Origin of the sequence: Megasphaera massiliensis (assembly GCF_036305205.1) — a bacterium.
Lineage (GTDB): Bacteria > Bacillota > Negativicutes > Veillonellales > Megasphaeraceae > Megasphaera > Megasphaera massiliensis.
In genome coordinates, this window is record NZ_JAXIXE010000036.1 from 107,154 (window position 1) to 124,934 (window position 17,781).

Annotated in this window: 16 protein-coding genes; all 16 read left to right on the forward strand. The window is 55.1% G+C overall.

The window, feature by feature from the left end:
- Nucleotide 1: 1 nt before the first annotated feature.
- The gene (mreC, locus tag UCI88_RS07330) at nt 2–922 is read left to right on the forward strand and encodes a rod shape-determining protein MreC (protein WP_044503680.1); all 921 of its coding nucleotides are present in this window, start codon (nt 2–4) and stop codon (nt 920–922) included.
- Complete coding sequence (gene mreD, locus UCI88_RS07335; RefSeq protein ID WP_044503681.1) at nt 919–1,428, forward strand: rod shape-determining protein MreD; 510 nt, start codon at nt 919–921, stop codon at nt 1,426–1,428. The genes mreC and mreD overlap by 4 nt, the downstream gene beginning before the upstream one ends.
- A gap of 19 nt (nt 1,429–1,447) precedes the next feature.
- Nucleotides 1,448–3,325, forward strand: a complete 1,878-nt coding sequence (mrdA, locus tag UCI88_RS07340) for a penicillin-binding protein 2 (RefSeq protein ID WP_256179268.1) — start codon at nt 1,448–1,450, stop codon at nt 3,323–3,325.
- Between the two features lie 27 nt (nt 3,326–3,352).
- A complete protein-coding gene (locus tag UCI88_RS07345; protein ID WP_256179267.1) occupies nt 3,353–4,183 on the forward strand; it encodes an AAA family ATPase in 831 nt (276 codons plus the stop codon).
- Nucleotides 4,184–4,192: 9 nt separating this feature from the next.
- Nucleotides 4,193–5,296, forward strand: a complete 1,104-nt coding sequence (gene rodA / locus UCI88_RS07350; protein WP_044503684.1) for a rod shape-determining protein RodA — start codon at nt 4,193–4,195, stop codon at nt 5,294–5,296.
- Between the two features lie 23 nt (nt 5,297–5,319).
- Nucleotides 5,320–7,209: a TIGR03960 family B12-binding radical SAM protein gene (locus UCI88_RS07355; RefSeq protein WP_256179266.1), complete on the forward strand. Its 1,890-nt coding sequence runs from the start codon at nt 5,320–5,322 to the stop codon at nt 7,207–7,209.
- A complete protein-coding gene (locus UCI88_RS07360; RefSeq protein WP_256179265.1) occupies nt 7,184–7,906 on the forward strand; it encodes a TIGR03936 family radical SAM-associated protein in 723 nt (240 codons plus the stop codon). Before UCI88_RS07355 ends, UCI88_RS07360 begins: the two co-directional genes overlap by 26 nt.
- Nucleotides 7,893–8,591: a precorrin-2 C(20)-methyltransferase gene (cobI, locus tag UCI88_RS07365; protein ID WP_256179264.1), complete on the forward strand. Its 699-nt coding sequence runs from the start codon at nt 7,893–7,895 to the stop codon at nt 8,589–8,591. The genes UCI88_RS07360 and cobI overlap by 14 nt, the downstream gene beginning before the upstream one ends.
- Before the next feature lie 50 nt (nt 8,592–8,641).
- Nucleotides 8,642–10,081 carry an Rne/Rng family ribonuclease gene (locus tag UCI88_RS07370; protein WP_044503688.1) on the forward strand — a complete coding sequence of 480 codons (1,440 nt, stop codon included), beginning with the start codon at nt 8,642–8,644 and terminating at the stop codon, nt 10,079–10,081.
- 39 nt (nt 10,082–10,120) lie between these two features.
- Entirely contained in the window at nt 10,121–11,344 is a 1,224-nt protein-coding gene (locus tag UCI88_RS07375) for a lipase family protein (protein WP_256179263.1), read from the forward strand.
- A 96-nt stretch (nt 11,345–11,440) separates the two neighbouring features.
- Nucleotides 11,441–12,784, forward strand: coding sequence for a Trk system potassium transporter TrkA (trkA, locus tag UCI88_RS07380; protein ID WP_225069359.1), 1,344 nt, complete (start codon nt 11,441–11,443; stop codon nt 12,782–12,784).
- 1 nt (nt 12,785) lies between these two features.
- Nucleotides 12,786–14,240 (forward strand): TrkH family potassium uptake protein, encoded by a 1,455-nt coding sequence (locus tag UCI88_RS07385; RefSeq protein WP_044503691.1) that lies wholly within the window; start codon nt 12,786–12,788, stop codon nt 14,238–14,240.
- 109 nt (nt 14,241–14,349) lie between these two features.
- Nucleotides 14,350–15,399, forward strand: a complete 1,050-nt coding sequence (locus tag UCI88_RS07390; RefSeq protein ID WP_256179262.1) for a GspE/PulE family protein — start codon at nt 14,350–14,352, stop codon at nt 15,397–15,399.
- Nucleotides 15,390–16,346 carry a type IV pilus twitching motility protein PilT gene (locus UCI88_RS07395; protein WP_044503693.1) on the forward strand — a complete coding sequence of 319 codons (957 nt, stop codon included), beginning with the start codon at nt 15,390–15,392 and terminating at the stop codon, nt 16,344–16,346. Before UCI88_RS07390 ends, UCI88_RS07395 begins: the two co-directional genes overlap by 10 nt.
- 2 nt (nt 16,347–16,348) lie before the next feature.
- Nucleotides 16,349–17,401 carry a type II secretion system F family protein gene (locus tag UCI88_RS07400; RefSeq protein ID WP_256179261.1) on the forward strand — a complete coding sequence of 351 codons (1,053 nt, stop codon included), beginning with the start codon at nt 16,349–16,351 and terminating at the stop codon, nt 17,399–17,401.
- A 13-nt stretch (nt 17,402–17,414) separates the two neighbouring features.
- Nucleotides 17,415–17,780 (forward strand): competence type IV pilus major pilin ComGC, encoded by a 366-nt coding sequence (locus tag UCI88_RS07405; protein ID WP_044503695.1) that lies wholly within the window; start codon nt 17,415–17,417, stop codon nt 17,778–17,780.
- Nucleotide 17,781 lies beyond the last annotated feature (1 nt).

A 17,781-nucleotide genomic window follows, 5' to 3' on the forward strand; every position in this document is an offset into this window, starting at 1 on the left:
ATTGTTTTCGTTCGGTAAAAGAAGCGTCGTCTTCGTACTCGTCTTATTCATCATCATTGCTGTCGTAGGCTGGGCTTGGCGCCAGCGCGATTCCCTGCCTTTTATTACGAAGCCTCTGATGACGATCATGTCGCCTTTTGAATATGGGGCCAGCAGCATCATGAATGTCCTCGCTTCCAATATTCACATCGTCGACGTCAGTTTGAAGAACCGCATTGAATGGGAATCGCTGGAAAAAGAAAATGCCGACCTGAAAAGCCGGACCGTCGACTACGATGAAGTCGTCGCTGAAAATGACCGCCTGCGGGCGCTCCTCGACTTTAAATCGAGCCATAACCAGTATCAACTGTTGGCCGGTTCCGTCATTTCCCGTGATTACGGTACTTGGACCAATACCATGATCATCGACGTCGGCAGCGGCGAAGGCGTTGAAAAGAATATGCCCGTCATTACGCCGGCCGGTGTCGTCGGCTTCATTAGCGACGTCTATCCTCATTCGTCGCGGGTACAGCTCATGACCGACCCCCGGACCAGTATCGGGGCCATCGTTCAGCGGCCGGAATCGCGGGTATCGTCAGTCGTCCGCGGCAACGGCAATGTGCCGACGGAACCGCAGTTCGTCAATATCGCCAAAGATGCCGATATCCTTGAAGGGGATACCTTGGTCACGTCGGGCTTCGGCTCTATTTATCCGAAGGGACTCTATATCGGCACCATCGTATCGATCCATCAGAATGAAAATGATTTCGTAAAATATGCCGTCATTCGTCCCGGCGTCGATTTCTCGAAATTAGAAGAAGTCTTCGTCATCTTGAAATCGGCCGATACCGGCTCTTATGAAAAACCGGACGTCACGCCGAAACTCGTTCCGCAGACGAATCGCGACAAGGTGGAAGGCATTAAAGGAGCCGCTGCGTTATGAAGAAATTGAACTGCATCATCACAGCCTTCATCGTCTTTATCCTGCAGGCTGCGGTCTTGCCTTTTATCTTTAACGGTGTAAGCCAGCCCAATCTGATCTTCGTCTTCGTCGTCCTCATGGGCCTCCATCACGGCCAGCGCGTCGGCATTGCAACGGCTCTCTTGGGTGGTTTTTGCCAGGACGTCATCATCGGCAATTTCTTTGGCCTGCACCTCTTGGTGTATCTCATTGTCACCCTTGTTTGCAGCTATCTCGGCCGCAACATCGATAAGGATCAGTGGATCTTGACCCTGCTCATCGTCCTCGGGGCGACGGAAGCCGGTCTCATCCTGACCTGCGGCTTCCTGTTTCTGGCCGGCCAGTACATCAATGTGGCGGCGTACTTATTGGAATTCAGTATACCCGTACTCGTTTATCACGGAATCTTGGCCTTGCCCGTGGACCATGTCGTCTGGCGCCTGCGCCGGTCCGACACCTTTTATGGCTTTCCGGGCTATCGCTGGTAACTAAAGGAGACACAGATACATGCTTGAAGCGTTATTAAAAAAGAAAAATCAAGACGGCCGCTTCCGGTATCTTTACTGGGTGGTCATCGCGATTTTTGTGATTCTCGTCAGCCGGCTTATCTATTTACAGCTTTTTGCCGGTGAATATTATCATTCCCTGGCCGAAGGGAACCGCCTGCGGGCCATCCCCATTGCCGCCATGCGCGGCATCATGTATGACCGCAACGGCCAGATTCTGGTCGGTTCCCGGCCCAGTTTCATGGCGACCTATGTACCGCCGAAAGGCGGCATGAGCGACGAGGAACTGGCCAAGTTAGCCGGTATCCTCAACGTACCGGAAGACAAGCTGCGCGATAAGATTCAAAAGGTAAAGAGTTCTTACGTGCCGACAGTCCTGGCCAATGATTTGACGCAGGATATTGTCACGAAAATCGAAGAACAGCGCAACGACTTGCCCGGCGTTTCTGTCGAAGTCCAGCCGATTCGCTATTATCCCTATAAAACGATGGCGGCGCAGGTTTTCGGCTACGTCGGTCAAATCGACGAAGAAGATGCCAAACGGCTCGAAGGCGTGGAAGGCGTCTCCAATATTACCCAAATCGGGCGGGCCGGCCTTGAAGCCTATTACGACGATCTCCTGCGCGGTCAGGACGGCGGCCGTCAGGTCGAAGTCGATGCGGCCGGCAGTCCGGTCACGGAAATGGAACGAAAAGAACCGGTGGCCGGCCACAATATGCACCTGACCTTGGACCTTAATTTACAAGAAGCGACGGAACAGGCTATGGACCGCCAGATTGCCAACGGCGTCGGTACTCACGGCATAGCCGCCGTTGCCATTGACCCCAATACGGGAGCCGTTCTGGCCATGGCCAGCCGACCGGCCTATGACCCCAACTGGTTTACGCGGGGCATTACGGAAAAAGAATGGGCCATGATTAACGATAATCCTAACCATCCTATGGAAAACAGGGTCATTGCTGGTGAATATCCGCCGGGTTCTACCTTTAAGCTCATTACCGGTTCGGCCGCCTTGGAACTCAAAAAAGTTACGCCTGATGAAATGATCTTCGACAGTGGGCGCCACTGGCTCGTCGATATGCGTAACGCCGGCGGCGAAGCCTTGGGCTGGATCAATTTCGTCGAAGCTTTGGCAAAGTCCGATAACGTCTATTTCTATGAAATGGGCCGCCGCGTCGGCATCGATGAATTGGCAAAATACGCCAGCATGTTCGGCATGGGCAAGAAGACCGGCATCGCCCTTCGCGGCGAAGCGACGGGTCTTGTCGCCAGTGAAGAATATAAAATGAAGACCTTCCACGAAGACTGGTACTTAGGGGATACATTTAACTCCGCTATCGGCCAGGGCTTCCAGTTGGTTACGCCCCTTCAGGCGGCGATGATCGTCAGTGAAGTGGCTAACGGCGGGATTCAGTACCGGCCGTTTATCGTCAGCCGTATTGACAATCTCGACGGGACACCGTATAAGATCTTTGCGCCGGAACAGATAGGGACCCTGTCGGTTTCCAAATCGACGCTGGACCTTGTCCGCGAAGGGATGCGCAACGTTGCGGAAGAATCAGGGACAGCAGGCTCCTTGTTTGCCGGTTTCCCTATCCAGGTCGCCGGTAAAACGGGGACGGCAGAAAACTTCGGCGGTACGGACCACGGCTGGTTCGTCGCCTATGCGCCGTATGAACATCCGCGTATCGTCATTGCCGTATTGGTAGAACAAGGCGGGTTCGGGTCCGTTTCGGCAGGCCCGATTGTCCGTTCCATGCTGGAAGAATTCTTCCACATCGGTACTTATGCCGACGGAGCGAAGAATACAAGCGGCACGCCGGCAGCGTCGAATCAGGCCAACAGCAGCGGCCAGACGGCTGACCCGAACAATAACTAATGGTACTTTAAGAAGGGTGGTAATTCCATGTCTCGACTCATCGCGATTGCTTCTGGTAAGGGAGGCGTCGGCAAAACTTTGATTACAGCTTCTCTTTCCGTACTGCTCCAGCGCCGCGGCTATCGGGTGCTGGCTGCCGATGCGGACATGGGACTGCGCAACCTCGATTTGCTTTTTGGCGTAGGCGATGCCGTCCGTTACGACGCCAGTCAGGCTGCCCGGGGAAAATGTCTGCCCCGACAGGCCCTGGTGTCGGTCTGTCCCGGCCTCGACGTCCTGCCGGCCAGTCAGAAGCGGACTTGGGAAAAGGTCGATGTGCCGTCTTTTCACTACGTCTTGGAATCCTTGGCCGGTGAATACGACTACGCCTTCGTCGACTGCCCGCCGGGCCGCGATGAGGCCTATCGGGCGGCGACGGCCCTGGCCGACCAGATTCTGTTCGTCGTCGAACCGTCACCGTCGTCACTCCACGATGCCGGACGGGTCATGCAGTATTGCACGAAACAGAAACGTTTTCACTACGACGTCATTCTCAATAATTTTTACGCCGACGGTGTCATTTCGGCAGCCTCGGCGAAATCGACGCTTGGCGTAAAGACCGTCGCCGGGATCCTGCCTCACGACGAGGGCATCGATCAGGCGGCCAGTCAGGGCCTGATTCACGAAGCCTCAGACAGCCTGCCTTTCATGAAGGCCTTGTCGGCTACGGCGGACTGGCTTGAACAGGGGACGGCTATTGATGAAGCCGGGCTGACAAGCCTGCTGCCGCGGCGCTCTGGCGGAGACGCTGCCGAATCAGGCTTATCGGTGCGGCGCCGCCGGCAGGAATGCCGGAATTGGCGCCATCATCGTCGATAGGAGAGGGAAATGTTTATTAAACGTGAATGGAAGAATTTAGATAAAGTTATGCTCCTGGTGAGCTTTTTCATCGTCTGCATCAGCCTGGCTATTATCGGCAGTGCGACGCATATCAATAAAGGGGCGATCAACTATGATTTCGTCATTAAACAAGGCGTAGCCTTTGTCGTCGATTTCATGATCGTCATCTTTTTCAGCCGCTTTGACTACACCAAGTTAAAGAAGTACGGCAAACCCTTATATGTCATTAACTTACTGATGCTGGTGGCGGTCATGTTCGTCGGTACGTCGGCTCTCGGGGCCCAGCGCTGGATCCAGTTAGGGCCGATTACCCTGCAGCCGTCAGAATTTTCGAAACTCATCATGATCATCTGCACGGCAGCCATTCTCAGCGACCGCGTCGGCCAGCTCAATAAGTGGCGGCAGGTGCTTCCCATCGGCCTTTACGTCGGGATTCCCTTCCTCTTGGTCTTGAAACAGCCTGACCTGGGGACCAGTCTCGTCTTTTTGGCCATTACTTTAGGCATGCTCTTTGTCGGCCGCATCAAGATGTCTCTTTTGCGCAACGTCTTTTTGGCCGGCATCGTCCTGGCACCGGTGGGCTGGCACTTTCTGAAGGACTACCAAAAGTCTCGTATTACGGTATTCCTCAACCCTAACGCCGATCCTTTCGGGGCCGGCTACCACATCATCCAGTCCAAGATCGCCATCGGTTCGGGCATGCTCTTTGGCAAGGGCTTGTTCCAGGGGACGCAGAGCCAATTGAACTTTTTGCCGGAAAATCACACAGACTTCATCTTTTCCGTTATCGGGGAAGAACTGGGATTTTTAGGCTGTATTTTTCTCTTGTTCCTCTATTTTATCCTCATCTACCGAGGTATCATGATTGCCAAGGAATGTAAGGACACCTTCGGCATGATGCTGGCCACCGGCGTCGTATCCATGTGGGCCTTCCAGATCCTGGTCAATGTCGGCATGACCTGCGGTATTATGCCGGTCACGGGGATTCCGCTGCCCTTCATGAGTTACGGCGTCAGCGCCTTGACGACGAATATGATGGGCATGGGTATTTTATTGAGTATTTACATGCGTCAGCAGACGATGATCTTTTAGCGATTCCTGAAGGAGGAAATGAATTGTCACATCCTGTGGAGATAGATCCGATTTTATTGAGCAAAGTCAGTAAACCGGCCCGCTACGTCGGCGGGGAATGGAACAGCGTCGTAAAAGACCACGACCGGGTCAAACTGACCGTTGCTTACTGTTTTCCCGACGTGTATGAAGTGGCCATGAGCCACTTAGGCCTGCGCATCCTCTATGCCCTGCTCAACGAACGGCCTGATGTGGCTGCCGAGAGGGTCTATGCGCCTTGGCCGGATATGGAAGACCTCATGCGGACCAAAGGCTACCCGCTTTTTTCGTTGGAAACGAAGACGCCCGTCCGCGATTTCGACATGGTCGGCTTTACCCTTCAATATGAAATGAGTTTTACCAACATCTTAAATATGCTCGATCTGGCCGGAATGCCGATTTTTTCCAAAGACCGCGGCGACGATATGCCCTTAGTGGCCGCCGGCGGTCCTTGTGCGTATAATGCAGAACCCTTGGCCGATTACATCGATATCTTTTTCCTCGGCGAATCGGAAGAATCGACGCAGCTCTTGGCTGATACGATCATCGCCTGGAAAGAAGGCGGAAAGCCCGGCGGCAAGAAGGGGCTCTTGAAAGAACTGGCTCAGCAGCCGGGAAACTACGTCCCGGCCTTCTATGACGCCGAGTACGACGAAGAGGGGAACTTTAAAGCCCTGGTGCCGACGGAACCGGAAGCCAAGGCCGAAATCGAAAAATGTGTCGTCGCCGACGTGGAACACGTCTTTTTCCCGACCAAACCAATCGTTCCCAACATCGACATCGTCCATAACCGGGCCGTTCTCGAACTCTTCCGCGGCTGCAGCCGGGGCTGCCGTTTCTGTCAGGCCGGCATGCTCTACCGTCCCATTCGGGAAAAGACGCCGGAACAGTTGGTAAAACTGGCCAAAGACATCGTGGCCAACTCGGGCTACGATGAAATTTCTCTCATGAGCCTGAGTTCGGCCGACTATTCCTGTTTGCCGGAACTGGTCGATCAGCTCCTCGACGCCTTTAAGGGTCAGAAGGTCAGCGTCAGCCTGCCGTCGCTCCGCGTCGACAGCTTTTCCGTCGACATCGCCAAGAAAGTCCAGCAGGTCCGTAAGAGCGGCCTGACCTTTGCCCCTGAAGCAGGGACGCAGCGCCTGCGCGACGTCATCAATAAGGGCGTCACTGAAGAAGATCTCCTCTCGGCCTGTGAGAATGCCTTCCAAAACGGCTGGTCGACGGTAAAGCTCTACTTCATGATGGGCCTTCCGACGGAAACGGATGAAGACTTGGCCGGCATTGCTGATCTCGCCTATAAAGTCCTGAACTTATACCGTTCTGTTACCCATAAGAATAACGGCAAGGTGACGGTCTCGGTCTCGAGCTTCGTTCCCAAATCGCACACGTCTTTCCAGTGGTTCGGTCAGCTTCCCATCGAAGAAATCGAGCGCAAGCAGCAGTACATCAAGGGACTCATTCGCGATAAGCACATTTCTTACCACTACCACGACGCCAAGACGGGCCGCCTGGAAGCGACCTTTGCCCGCGGCGACCGCCGCATGGGGAAGGTCCTCTACGAAGCCTGGAAACTGGGCTGCAAATTCGACGGCTGGACAGAAATGTTCGACTATGACCGCTGGATGAAGGCCTTTGAATTGGCCGGCATCGATCCCGATTACTATGCGGCCAGAAACCGCAGCCTCGATGAGGCCTTGCCCTGGGATCACCTGACCAGCGGAGCTGCGAAAAATTATTTGAAGCAGGAATGGAGAAGGGCCGAACGAGCCGAACTGACCCATGACTGCCGCCGTCTGTCCTGTACGGGCTGCGGTGTCTGCCCCAATTTGGGCGTTTCGATTATCGATAGAAAGGCAGGGGACGCTCATGGCAAGAATACGTTTAGCTGTTAAGAAAGACGGGGCCCTGCAGTTTTTGTCGCACCTCGATTTTGCCCGGGCCGTGCGCTACGTCATCATCAGGGCTAAGCTTCCCATTTGTTATTCCGAAGGCTTCAACCCCCATATGAAACTCAGTTTTGCCTCGGCCCTCGGCGTCGGTGTGTCGGCCGATATTGAATATCTCGACATGGAACTTGCCGAAAAGATTCCCGTTCCCGACGTCATGGAACGGATGAACGCCATGTCGCCCCAGGGTTTTGCCGTCCTCGATGGCCGCTATGTCGACCCTAAGGCGCCGAAGTTGATGGCCATTGCCAATTACGCTGTCTATACCCTGCGGGGGCCTTTGAAGGAAGACCTCAGCCAAGACGGGCTGAATGCGATTTTGCAGCGCTTCAACGAGGCCCCATCGGTCCTCTATGAAAAGGTATCCCATAAGGGGAAGCATCGCGTGCGCACCATCGAAGTCAAAGATCACGTCATCGACGCCATTCATGGGAATGTCAAAGACGGCGACGTCTATCTGACAGTCGGCATCTATCAGACGAGTGAAGGGGCCATCAAGCCCATTCAGGTTTGGGAAGTCCTTGAAAAGGACTTTAATCTTCCCGTTCATGCCGATATGATGCTGGCCCGGCGGACGGGAATCTTCGTTCGTAAAGACGACGGCAAGACGGCGTCTCTTTTTGAGGGCTATGATGAAAGGTAAACTGTACTGCGTCGGCATCGGCCCGGGGGACCCGGAGCTGTTGACCTTAAAGGCGCTGAAAACCATCGGGGCTTGTCCCGTCTTGGCCGTTCCCAAGAGCGGCAGCGGCCCTTTGACGGCCAAAGATATCTTGCTTAAAGCCTTGGACGGCAGCGATCTCAGCCTGTCCGAGAAAAAAGTCCTCACCTTAGATTTTCCCATGACCCGTAAGGATGAAGTCCTGGCCGGGGCCCATGAAAAAGCGGCTCAATCGATTCGATCTGAACTCGATGAAGGCCGGGACGTGGCCCTCATTACCCTCGGCTGCCCGACGGTCTATGCGACCAGCATTTACGTTCACCGCCTCGTTCGGGACGCCGGCTATGAAACGGCCATCGTCCCCGGTGTGCCCAGCTTCTGTGCCGTGGCCGCTAAATTGCAGCAGCCGTTGTGCGAAAAAGACGAGGCCTTGCTGATCATTCCCGGCAACCATAAAAACCGCCGGCAGCTGCTGGCTCTCCCGGGCAGTAAGGTCATCATGAAACCGTCGGGAAAATTGGGACCCATCCAGGATGAACTGAAAGAATTGGGCCTCCTCGAGCGGACGGCGATGATCGAGCGCTGCGGACTTTCCGGCGAGAAAATATATGAACAGGCTGCCGATGCAGAAGAGACCGGGTATTTCGCCGTCTTATTGGTGAAATAATCGGTCTTAGAAGGACGTTTCGGCAGCCATTTACAAGGAGGAGTGACACGATGAAAACGATCGTTGGCAATGTCATGCCCGAAGAAACGCGCATGGCTATCCTCGAAGATGGTCGTCTTCGCGATTTCGCGGTGGAACGCGACGATGACATGCATATCGTCAATCATATCTATAAAGGCACAATCCAAAATATTCTGCCGTCCCTTCAGGCTGCCTTCGTCAATATCGGCCGCCGTAAAAATGCTTTTATCTACATGGGGGATATGTTTCCTCGAGCGGCGACGAAAGAAGAAATCCAGCAGATGCATCTGTCTGTCGGCCAGTCGGTCTTAGTCCAGGTCATCAAGGACGAACAGGGCTCGAAAGGACCGAAGGCGACGGCCAATGTCAGTTTGGCCGGCCGCTATGCTGTATTGATGCCGACCGTCGACTACATCGGCGTATCGAAAAAAATCCGCGATGAACAGGAGCGGGATCGCCTGCGCGACATCGTGTCTGAAATAAAGCCGGACGGCATGGGCCTTATCATTCGCACCGTCGCCAAGGGCGTATCACGGGAAGAACTCTTAGGCGACCTTCAGTATTTGCTGCGGACGTGGGACAGTATCCGCCAGCGTTACGCCCTGGCCAAGAAGCCGACTCTCTTGTACCGCGAAGCCGATTTGGTCATGCGCATGGTCCGCGACCATTTTACGGCCGACGTCAAACAAGTCGTCGTCGACAGCCGTGAAGCCTATGAACGCATCTGTCAGGTCTTTCCCGGTTCGCAGTGGCAAAGCCGTATCCGCCTCTACGAAGGGGACGAGCCGGTTTTTGAACACTATGGCATCGAAGAAGGGCTGAAAGGCCTGATGTCACGCATCGTACCCCTGCCGTCGGGTGGCAACTTGGTCATCGATCATACGGAAGCCTTGACCGTCATCGACGTCAACAGCAGCAAGTATACGGGCAACGGGACGACCCTTCAGGATACGATTTTTCACGTCAATAAAGAAGCAGCCATCGAAATCGCCCGCCAATTGCGCCTGCGCGATATCGGCGGCATCATCATCATCGACTTCATCGACATGGCCCAGCCTTTGAAACGCGATGAGATTTTGCAGATTTTGATCCGTGAAACGGCCATGGACTGCACTAAGACTCGGGTTCTCGGCATGACGGCCTTGAACCTCGTCGAAATCACCCGCAAAAAAGCCCGCCAAAGCTTGTACCAAGTACAGTTCGATCCCTGCGACGTCTGCGGCGGATCGGGATACCTCTATTCGGCTGAAACGGTGGTCCTGCAGATCATCCGCCGCCTGCGTCATATGGCGGCGAATCACCAGCTTCGCGGCGACGTCCTCATCGAAGCCCATCCGGACGTCTTGGCCCTCTTAAAGGATAAGAAACGCAAGGCCGAATGGGAGCGGGAATTGAAGCGGACCCTCTATTTTGAAGCCTCAGATCATCCCAATCGGGAAGTATTCTCTATTTTATCGTATGCACCGTGATAACAAGCGGGCTTAGGCGACCTAAAAGGAGGGAAGGCCATGTTTGGGAAAAAAGTATTCATCCTATCGCTTTGTTTCGTGCTGACGGCCTTGTCGGTTCTGGCGTCGTCGCCGCAGGAAGGATATGAACAGGCACGCCGAGAAGTCCTGTCAGCCTGGCTGTCTATGGCCTCTTATGACGATAAGCCCGGTGAAGCTGCCCGTCAGGAATTGATCCGCCGCGGTTGGGATATTGACTCTCGGATACAAAAAGACGATAAGTCCGAGTCGAAATTTAGCCTGGCTCGTAAGGGCAGGGACACGTTCGTCGCCGTCACAGGGACGGAAAGTTTGGCCGACGTCAAATCCGACTTGAATCTCCACTCGATTCCTTATAAAGAGGGGGATACGGGCGATTTGCGGAAAGTCCATGCCGGATTTTCCTATTATACGACGAGCCTCCTCGATACCCCGTATAAGGGGACGACGCTGAAACAGGCTTTAAAAGCCGACGCGGCATCGCAAAACGTGACTTTGACCGGCCACAGCCTCGGCGGGGCAGCGGCCCTCTTGGCGGCAGCCCGCCTCTATGATGAAGGCCTGCCGCAGATTCAGGTTGTCACTTTCGGTGCGCCGGCAGTGGGCAATTCAGCCTTTAATGAGACGTATGAACCCCTCCTTCACGTAGACCGCATCGTCATGGCCGGTGATCCCGTGAAGGGCATTTTACAGACCGTCGATGGGACATACAGCCAATTTTCCAAGGAAACGGTGTGGGACAGTGCGCCGTCGGTGCAGCGCTTTGCCCATGACATTGTCGGCTATGCCGATGCGGCTTTGCGCCATTATTACGATGCTAAAGGGGCCTATGAAGCCTCTTTGGGGCATCCCTTGGCGGCCGATGAGGTCCGGGCGGCGACTCCTTCTGCGTGGGTCCTGCCACTGGCCGTGACCGTCGATACCGCTCTTTCCGGCGATGTGCCGTATATGAGGCAGGCTGCCGACAATCAGTTGACCTATCGCATCCATCCTTTATACGGGGCTTCTGGAAAATCCTTGGCAGAGAATTTGAAAGCGGCTCGGGATAAGGGCTGTGAAGCCGTTTTAGTCCGCCGCCTTACGGGAAAACGAGCGAAAGACAAGGATTATGATTTTGTCATGACCTATGAAGAAGTGTGGTACGACGTACAGAGCGGCGCCGTCCGTTCGGCCTTTTCCATGACCATGAATACCGAAAAGATGACGCCCATCTTGGCGCTTCTGGCCATGGCCGGTACAGCATAGGCTGAAGGGAAAGAGGGCAGATATAGCAACTGTCCCTTTCCGACGTTTCGTCTTTCGCCGGGCTGTTAATGTGATTCTTAGGAGGAGGTTTTTCCTTTGCGCATAGTTGTCGTAGGGGCCGGCAAGCTGGGCTACAGCATTGCCGAGCTGTTATCGCATGAACAATTTGATATCGTCGTCGTCGACCATGATGAAGAACGACTGGAGGTCGTCCGCAACACCCTCGACGTATTGACCATTCTGGCCAACGGTGCCAGTCCGGTTACGATGGATGATCCCGATATTCACGGATCGGACCTCCTCGTCGCTTGCACGGCGACGGATGAAGTCAATCTGGTAACCTGTATTTTAGCCAAGAAACACGGCATTAAATACACGGCCGTCCGCATCCGCGACATGCAGTTCCTGACCGGGGCCAAGGATTATCTGAAAAAGAATTTTGATATCGACCTGGTCATCAATCCGGAAATGATTACGGCCCGTGAAATCAACCGGATTCTCCTGACGCCGGCAGCACTCAACGTCGAAGATTTTGCCAACGGCAAGGTCCGTCTGTTTGAAACCAAAATCACCCGCCATTCGCCGCTGGTCAACGTGCCTTTTAAGAATATGAATATGCCGCCGTCAGTCCTGGTCGGCATGATTTTCCGCGACCAGCGCATGATCATTCCTCACGGGGACGACCGCCTCTATCCGCACGATAATGCCTATTTTATCGGCGATGCCAAGGCCATTGAAAAATTCAGTGAAAATTTTGTGCCCAGCAATATCGAAACCATCGAGCGGGTCATCATCATCGGGGCCGGCCGGTCGGGCCGTTTTTTGGCGCCCATGCTGGATAAAGAAGGCTTCCAGGTCAAGATTTTCGATAAGGACCATGAACGGTGTCTGCAAGTGGCTGAACTGATGGATGACGGCTTGGCCATCCACGGCGACGGGACCGATATCGACCTCTTAGAGCAGGAAGGGATTGCCGATGCCGATGTCGTCATCTGCCTGACCGACGACGACCGCCTGAATTTGATGCTGGCCCTCATTGCCAAGCACTTGGGAGCTAAGAAGACCATCGTCCGCGTATCCCGTATCGAATACGGCGGACTTATGGAAAAAGTCGGCGTTGATATCGTCTTATCGACGCGGCTCTTGTCGGCCGGTGAAGTCCTGGCCTTTGCCCGGGGCGGCGTCGTATCAGTCTCTCTCCTCGAAGGAGCCAAGGCTGAAGCTGTCGAAGTCATCGTCCAGGAAGGGGCACCGGTCATCGGCAAACGACTGATGGATCTCAGCCTGCCCAAGGAATGCCTGATCTGCGCCTATGTCCGCGACGGGGAAGCGTACATTCCGAACGGCCAGTCGGTCCTCTTGGAAGGCGACCGCATCATCCTCTTCAGTCAGACAGAACATTCGCAAAAGGTCATGCAGTACTTTAAAGGCAGGGAGTAGCATGGACAGACATATCTTGTTCTATCTCGTCGGCAGGATCATCCTGGTCAACGGACTGAGCCTGATCATTCCTTTGACAGCCGGCCTTCTTTGGGGCGAAAGGGGACTCTTATACTTCGGGCCTTCCCTCATCGCCGCCGTGGCCTTAGCGTTTTTTTGCCTCTATCGCGGCCGCCATCATAAGCGCCAGGTCGGGGCCGGCGAGGGTGCCTGGTATATGGTCCTCGTCTGGCTGGCATTGAGCCTGTTGGGGATGGTGCCGTACCTTATTGCCGGGGTCTTTACCTCGCCGGCCGATGCTTTCTTTGAAAGTGCAGCAGCCTTTACGACGACGGGGACGTCCGTTCTTGCCGACGGCGGTGCCGCCCTTCCGTCGTCGCTCCTCTTATGGCACAGTCTCATGGGTTGGCTGGGGGGCTTAAACTTTATCCTCATGCTGGTTTCGGTCATGCCCTTGGTGAGCGGCTGTTTCGGCCTGACCTTATCGGTCCATCAAAGCGTGTCTTTCAGTCCTATGGTGGCCAGTATGCAGGACGCAGCCCGAAAGGTAGGATGCATCTATTTGGCCATTACGATGTTTTCTATCTTTCTCTATTGGCTGGCCGGCCTTTCGCCGACGGCAGCCGTCAATCAAGCCCTTCTGACCTTGTCGACGAGCGGCGGCGATTCGCTCTTCGATTTTTTCCGCTATGACAGTCGGGCCCTCGAAGGGGCGGCGGCCCTTTCCATGCTCCTGGCCAGCGGCAACTTCCTCTTGTACTGGAAGGGCTGGGAACGGCGCAGTCTGAAAATCTTTCTGCACGACGCCGAACTGCGGTATTTTTTGATGATGTTCCTCGGCGTCAGTGCCGTCGTATCCTTCCACCTCTGGCACTACGGTGTCTATGATGGCTGGGATAATCTGCGCTACGGCTTTTTTCAGGTCTTATCCTTTATCAGTACCAGTGGTTTTGCATCGACGTCGATGGAGTCCTGGCCGGAATTTGATAAGTATGTCCTGTTTTTACTGGCCTTTATCGGCGGCTGTATCGGATCGTCCACAGGGGGGCTCAAGGTCATGCGCTTTATGGTGCTGTTTAAAATGACCTCCCGGGAATTGCAGCGGACCCTCCACCCGCATATGGTCGTTTCTTTGAAAATAGACGGCGTTCCCGTCGATATGAAAATTGTCAGCCGCGTCCTCAGTTACTTTTTTTTAGTCATCATGACCTTTTTTGCATCGATGCTGATCATTTCCTTAGCCGGCGTCACCCCGATTCAGGCCATGGCCATGGCCGTCGGCTGTCTCTCCAGTGTCGGTTCGACGATGGCCCTCTTTGGTGTCACCGATGTGGCATCGCTACCGGCGTGGACGAAGGTATACTGCGGGTTTTTAATGATTTTAGGCCGCATTGAAATATTTCCCGCCCTGCTGGTCATTCAGCACAGTGTCAGTTATGTCTGGCGCCGCTGGTAAGCCTTGGTAAGAATGTGCTGTGGACGGAAACCTTTCCGTTAAAAAACAATTAAATCACCTTAGACCATCTCCTTTTCATGCTATGCTGGCAGGGAAAGGAGATTTTTTTATGGATGTGAACGCCTTATTTCAACAAGCCGTCGCGGCCGGTGCCAGTGACATTCATATCGAACCCTTGGATGAATTCGTCCGCATCCGCTGGCGAAAAGACGGGGTCCTCCATGCGGCAGGGCAATTGCCTCGCCAGCGCCTTGACAGCCTCGTCAGCCGCATCAAGGTCTTAGCCGGTCTCGACATTGCCAATCGGCGCCTGCCTCAGGACGGGCGCATCGTTTGGCATGAGGGAAGTCGGCGTCTCGACCTTCGCATCAGCACCTTGCCGACGGTTCGCGGGGAGAAAATCGTCGTCCGCATCCTCGACGGCAAGCGGATGCCCTTGGAGTTGTCAGCTCTTGGCATGGACGGCGAAGCCCGGGCCTGTTTAGAGAAATTGGTCTGCCGCCGGCAGGGGCTGATCCTGATTTGCGGTCCGACGGGGAGCGGCAAGACGACGACCCTCTACGCCGCCCTTCGCCATATTCACGATGAGCATCTCAGCATTGCTACCTTAGAAGACCCGGTAGAAATATTGATCGACGGCCTGTCTCAGAGTCAGGTGCAGCCAAAAGGCGGTATGGTCTTTCAAAACGGGCTGCGGGCCCTCTTGCGTCAGGACCCGGACGTCCTCGTCGTCGGCGAGATCCGCGACGGGGAAACGGCGCAGATTGCCGTCCGGGCGGCCCTTACGGGACATGTCGTGTTCAGTACCCTTCATGCGCCGAGTGCCGTCGAAGCGGCCGTCCGCTTGAGCGATATGGGCGTTCCGGCCTACTTAGCTGCCGATGCCTTGACGGGCATCGTATCTCAGCGCCTCGTTCGCCGTAAGACAGCTTCCGGGGATTATGAAGGGCGCTTTTGCCTCTGTGAAGTCGTGCCGGCCGGGCCCTGTTTTAAAGACGCTCTTCGCCGTCGTGTCGATCTTCCCGCCTTGACGGCAGCGGCAGAAGGTGACGGCGCCGTCTTGTTACCGGCAGTCATACAGCGGGCCCTTGACAGCGGGTTGACTGACGAAGCAGAACTCCGCCGTGTCTGCGAGGGAGGACGAGGCCTATGGACATGACCGCCCTTATGGAACGGGCCATTGCCGGTCGGGCTTCGGACCTCCATCTCCAAGAGGGACGGCCGCCTATGATGCGGGTAGCTGCAGGGCTTTCCTCGGTTTCTATGGAATCCGTAGACCGCTTCGGGATGGACCGAGCCCTTCACACCATCGGCTGGTCGTCTGAACGCGACGGTGACGGGGCTTTTTCCTGGAATTCGTCCCTTCGCTGCCGCCTCCACGTCTGTCGGGAAGAGGCCGGGTTGCACCTCGCGATTCGCTTCCTCTATCCTTTAGCAGACCTCCCGGAAGATCGGGATCAGCTTTTGTTGACCCGTCTCGGAACGTTGTCGAGCGGGCTGGTCTTGGTCTCAGGGCCGACGGGCAGCGGTAAGACGACAGCCTTGTGGCGGATTTTACACGGCATTAATGAGCGGCGACGCTGTCACATCGTCACCTTGGAGGACCCTATTGAATACGTGGAAAGAGGGGACAAAGCACTCATTACCCAGCGCGAATTGGGCCGCCATTTTCCGTCCTTTCAGGAAGGCATCCGTCAGGCCCTGCGGCAAGATCCGGACGTCATCCTCATCGGGGAAATGCGCGATCGGGAAACGATGGACGCGGCCTTGACGGCAGCTGAAACGGGGCACCTCGTCTTTTCGACACTCCATACGCCGTCGGCTGTCCATACGGTAAGCCGCATTGCCAGTGCCTACGGGTCCGACGGGCAGGAAGAAGTCCGCCATCGCCTGTCCATGGTCCTTCAGGCCGTCCTTTCCCAGCGCTTGGTTGCCTGCGGGGAAACCTTGGGTGTGGCTCGGGAAATCCTGGTTCGTACACCGGCGGTTTCCCAGCTCATTCGCAGCGGGAAAGAGCATCAGCTGCCGACGGTCATGCAGACCGGAGCGGCCCTTGGCATGCGAACCATGGATCAGGCCTTGGTCCGTTTGACGAAAGGAGGGTGACGATGTTTTCACCATCGCCGCGCCTCGACGGGAAAAGCCTGGCTTTTTTCTTTCGCCAATTGGGGATGCTCTTGACCAGCGGCGTCCCTTTAGTCCAAGCTTGGAAACTATTGACGTCGGATATGAAGAAAAAGCGCCGACAAGCCTTGCATACGGCGGCTCTTCACATGGAGCAGGGCATCCGTCCATCGCTGGCCATGCGCCGTTGCCAGGCTTTTCCCACCTTGGCCTGCCGACTCATCGAAGCAGGGGAACAGACGGGGAATCTCGATACCATCTGTCAGGTCCTGGCTGATTTTTATACCCGGGCCGAGAAAGACCGCCGCGTCCTCTTTGGAGCCCTAGCCTATCCGGCCTTCTTATTGGCCTGTCTCTTGCTTTTGATGACAGGTGCCGTATTCTTCATCATCCCCGTCTTCGTCGACATGATGGCGCAGATGAACGTAGCTGTCCCCAAGGGGACGCAGTACCTCCTTTCGGTTTGCGGCTGGCTCCGCCGGCATGGCATCTATATCCCTTTGGGAATAAGCCTGATGAGTTTCTTCCTGGTGCGGGCCTGGCGGGACGATACGTATCGGTTGGCGATGGAAAAAGCCGTCCTCCGTGTTCCCGGTGTTCAGTCCTTCTTTTTGGCGTGGGCCTGGCAGCGCTTCAGCCGCATCTTAGCCGTCCAGTTGTCCGGTGGAATTCCCTTATTGGAATGTCTGTCCGGCGCCGGCTCCGTCGTACCGTCGCTCTCGTTTCAAAACTACGTCCGCTGCCTCCGTTTTCGGTTGGAACGGGGACAGACCTTCAGCCAGGCTGTTCACGACAGTCCTTATGGCACGGCCTATATCGAGACCATGCTCACCGTCGGTGAAATGACCGGGAAATATGACGATGCCTTAACGGCCATTGCCGTTTATTATGACAGCCGCCTTCGTCGGTGGGCGGTCGGTCTGCAGCGCTGGCTGGGGCCCTTTGTCCTGATCATTGTCGGCGTCTTTATGGGATTTTTGATGTTTTCGCTGCTCTTGCCGCTGCTCGATATGGCATCTTCCGTCGTTACTTCTTGAAAGGAGTCTTATCATGACTATGCGAAATGGTTTTTCTATGTTAGAAATGTTAATCTGTGTCTCTATCATCCTGGTCTTTGCATCCTTTGCCGTACCGAAGTTCACATCGGCAACGAAGACGGCACAGGAAGCCAAGGTACAGGCCGATATCCGCACTATCAGCAATGCTGCCGCCCTTTATGAAATCGACCACGGTGAATTCCCGACGACTGTCGATGAGTTGGTCAAGGTGGACGGCCAAGGACGGCAGTACCTGCAATTTAAGCCGCTGACGCCGGATAAAGAAGAGTACCGCATCGAAAATGGCGTCGTTTCTGCCGATTATAACGATAAGCATTATTCCTCTGATTCCGACGCAGGCGTGCCGGCCGGAACCTAAG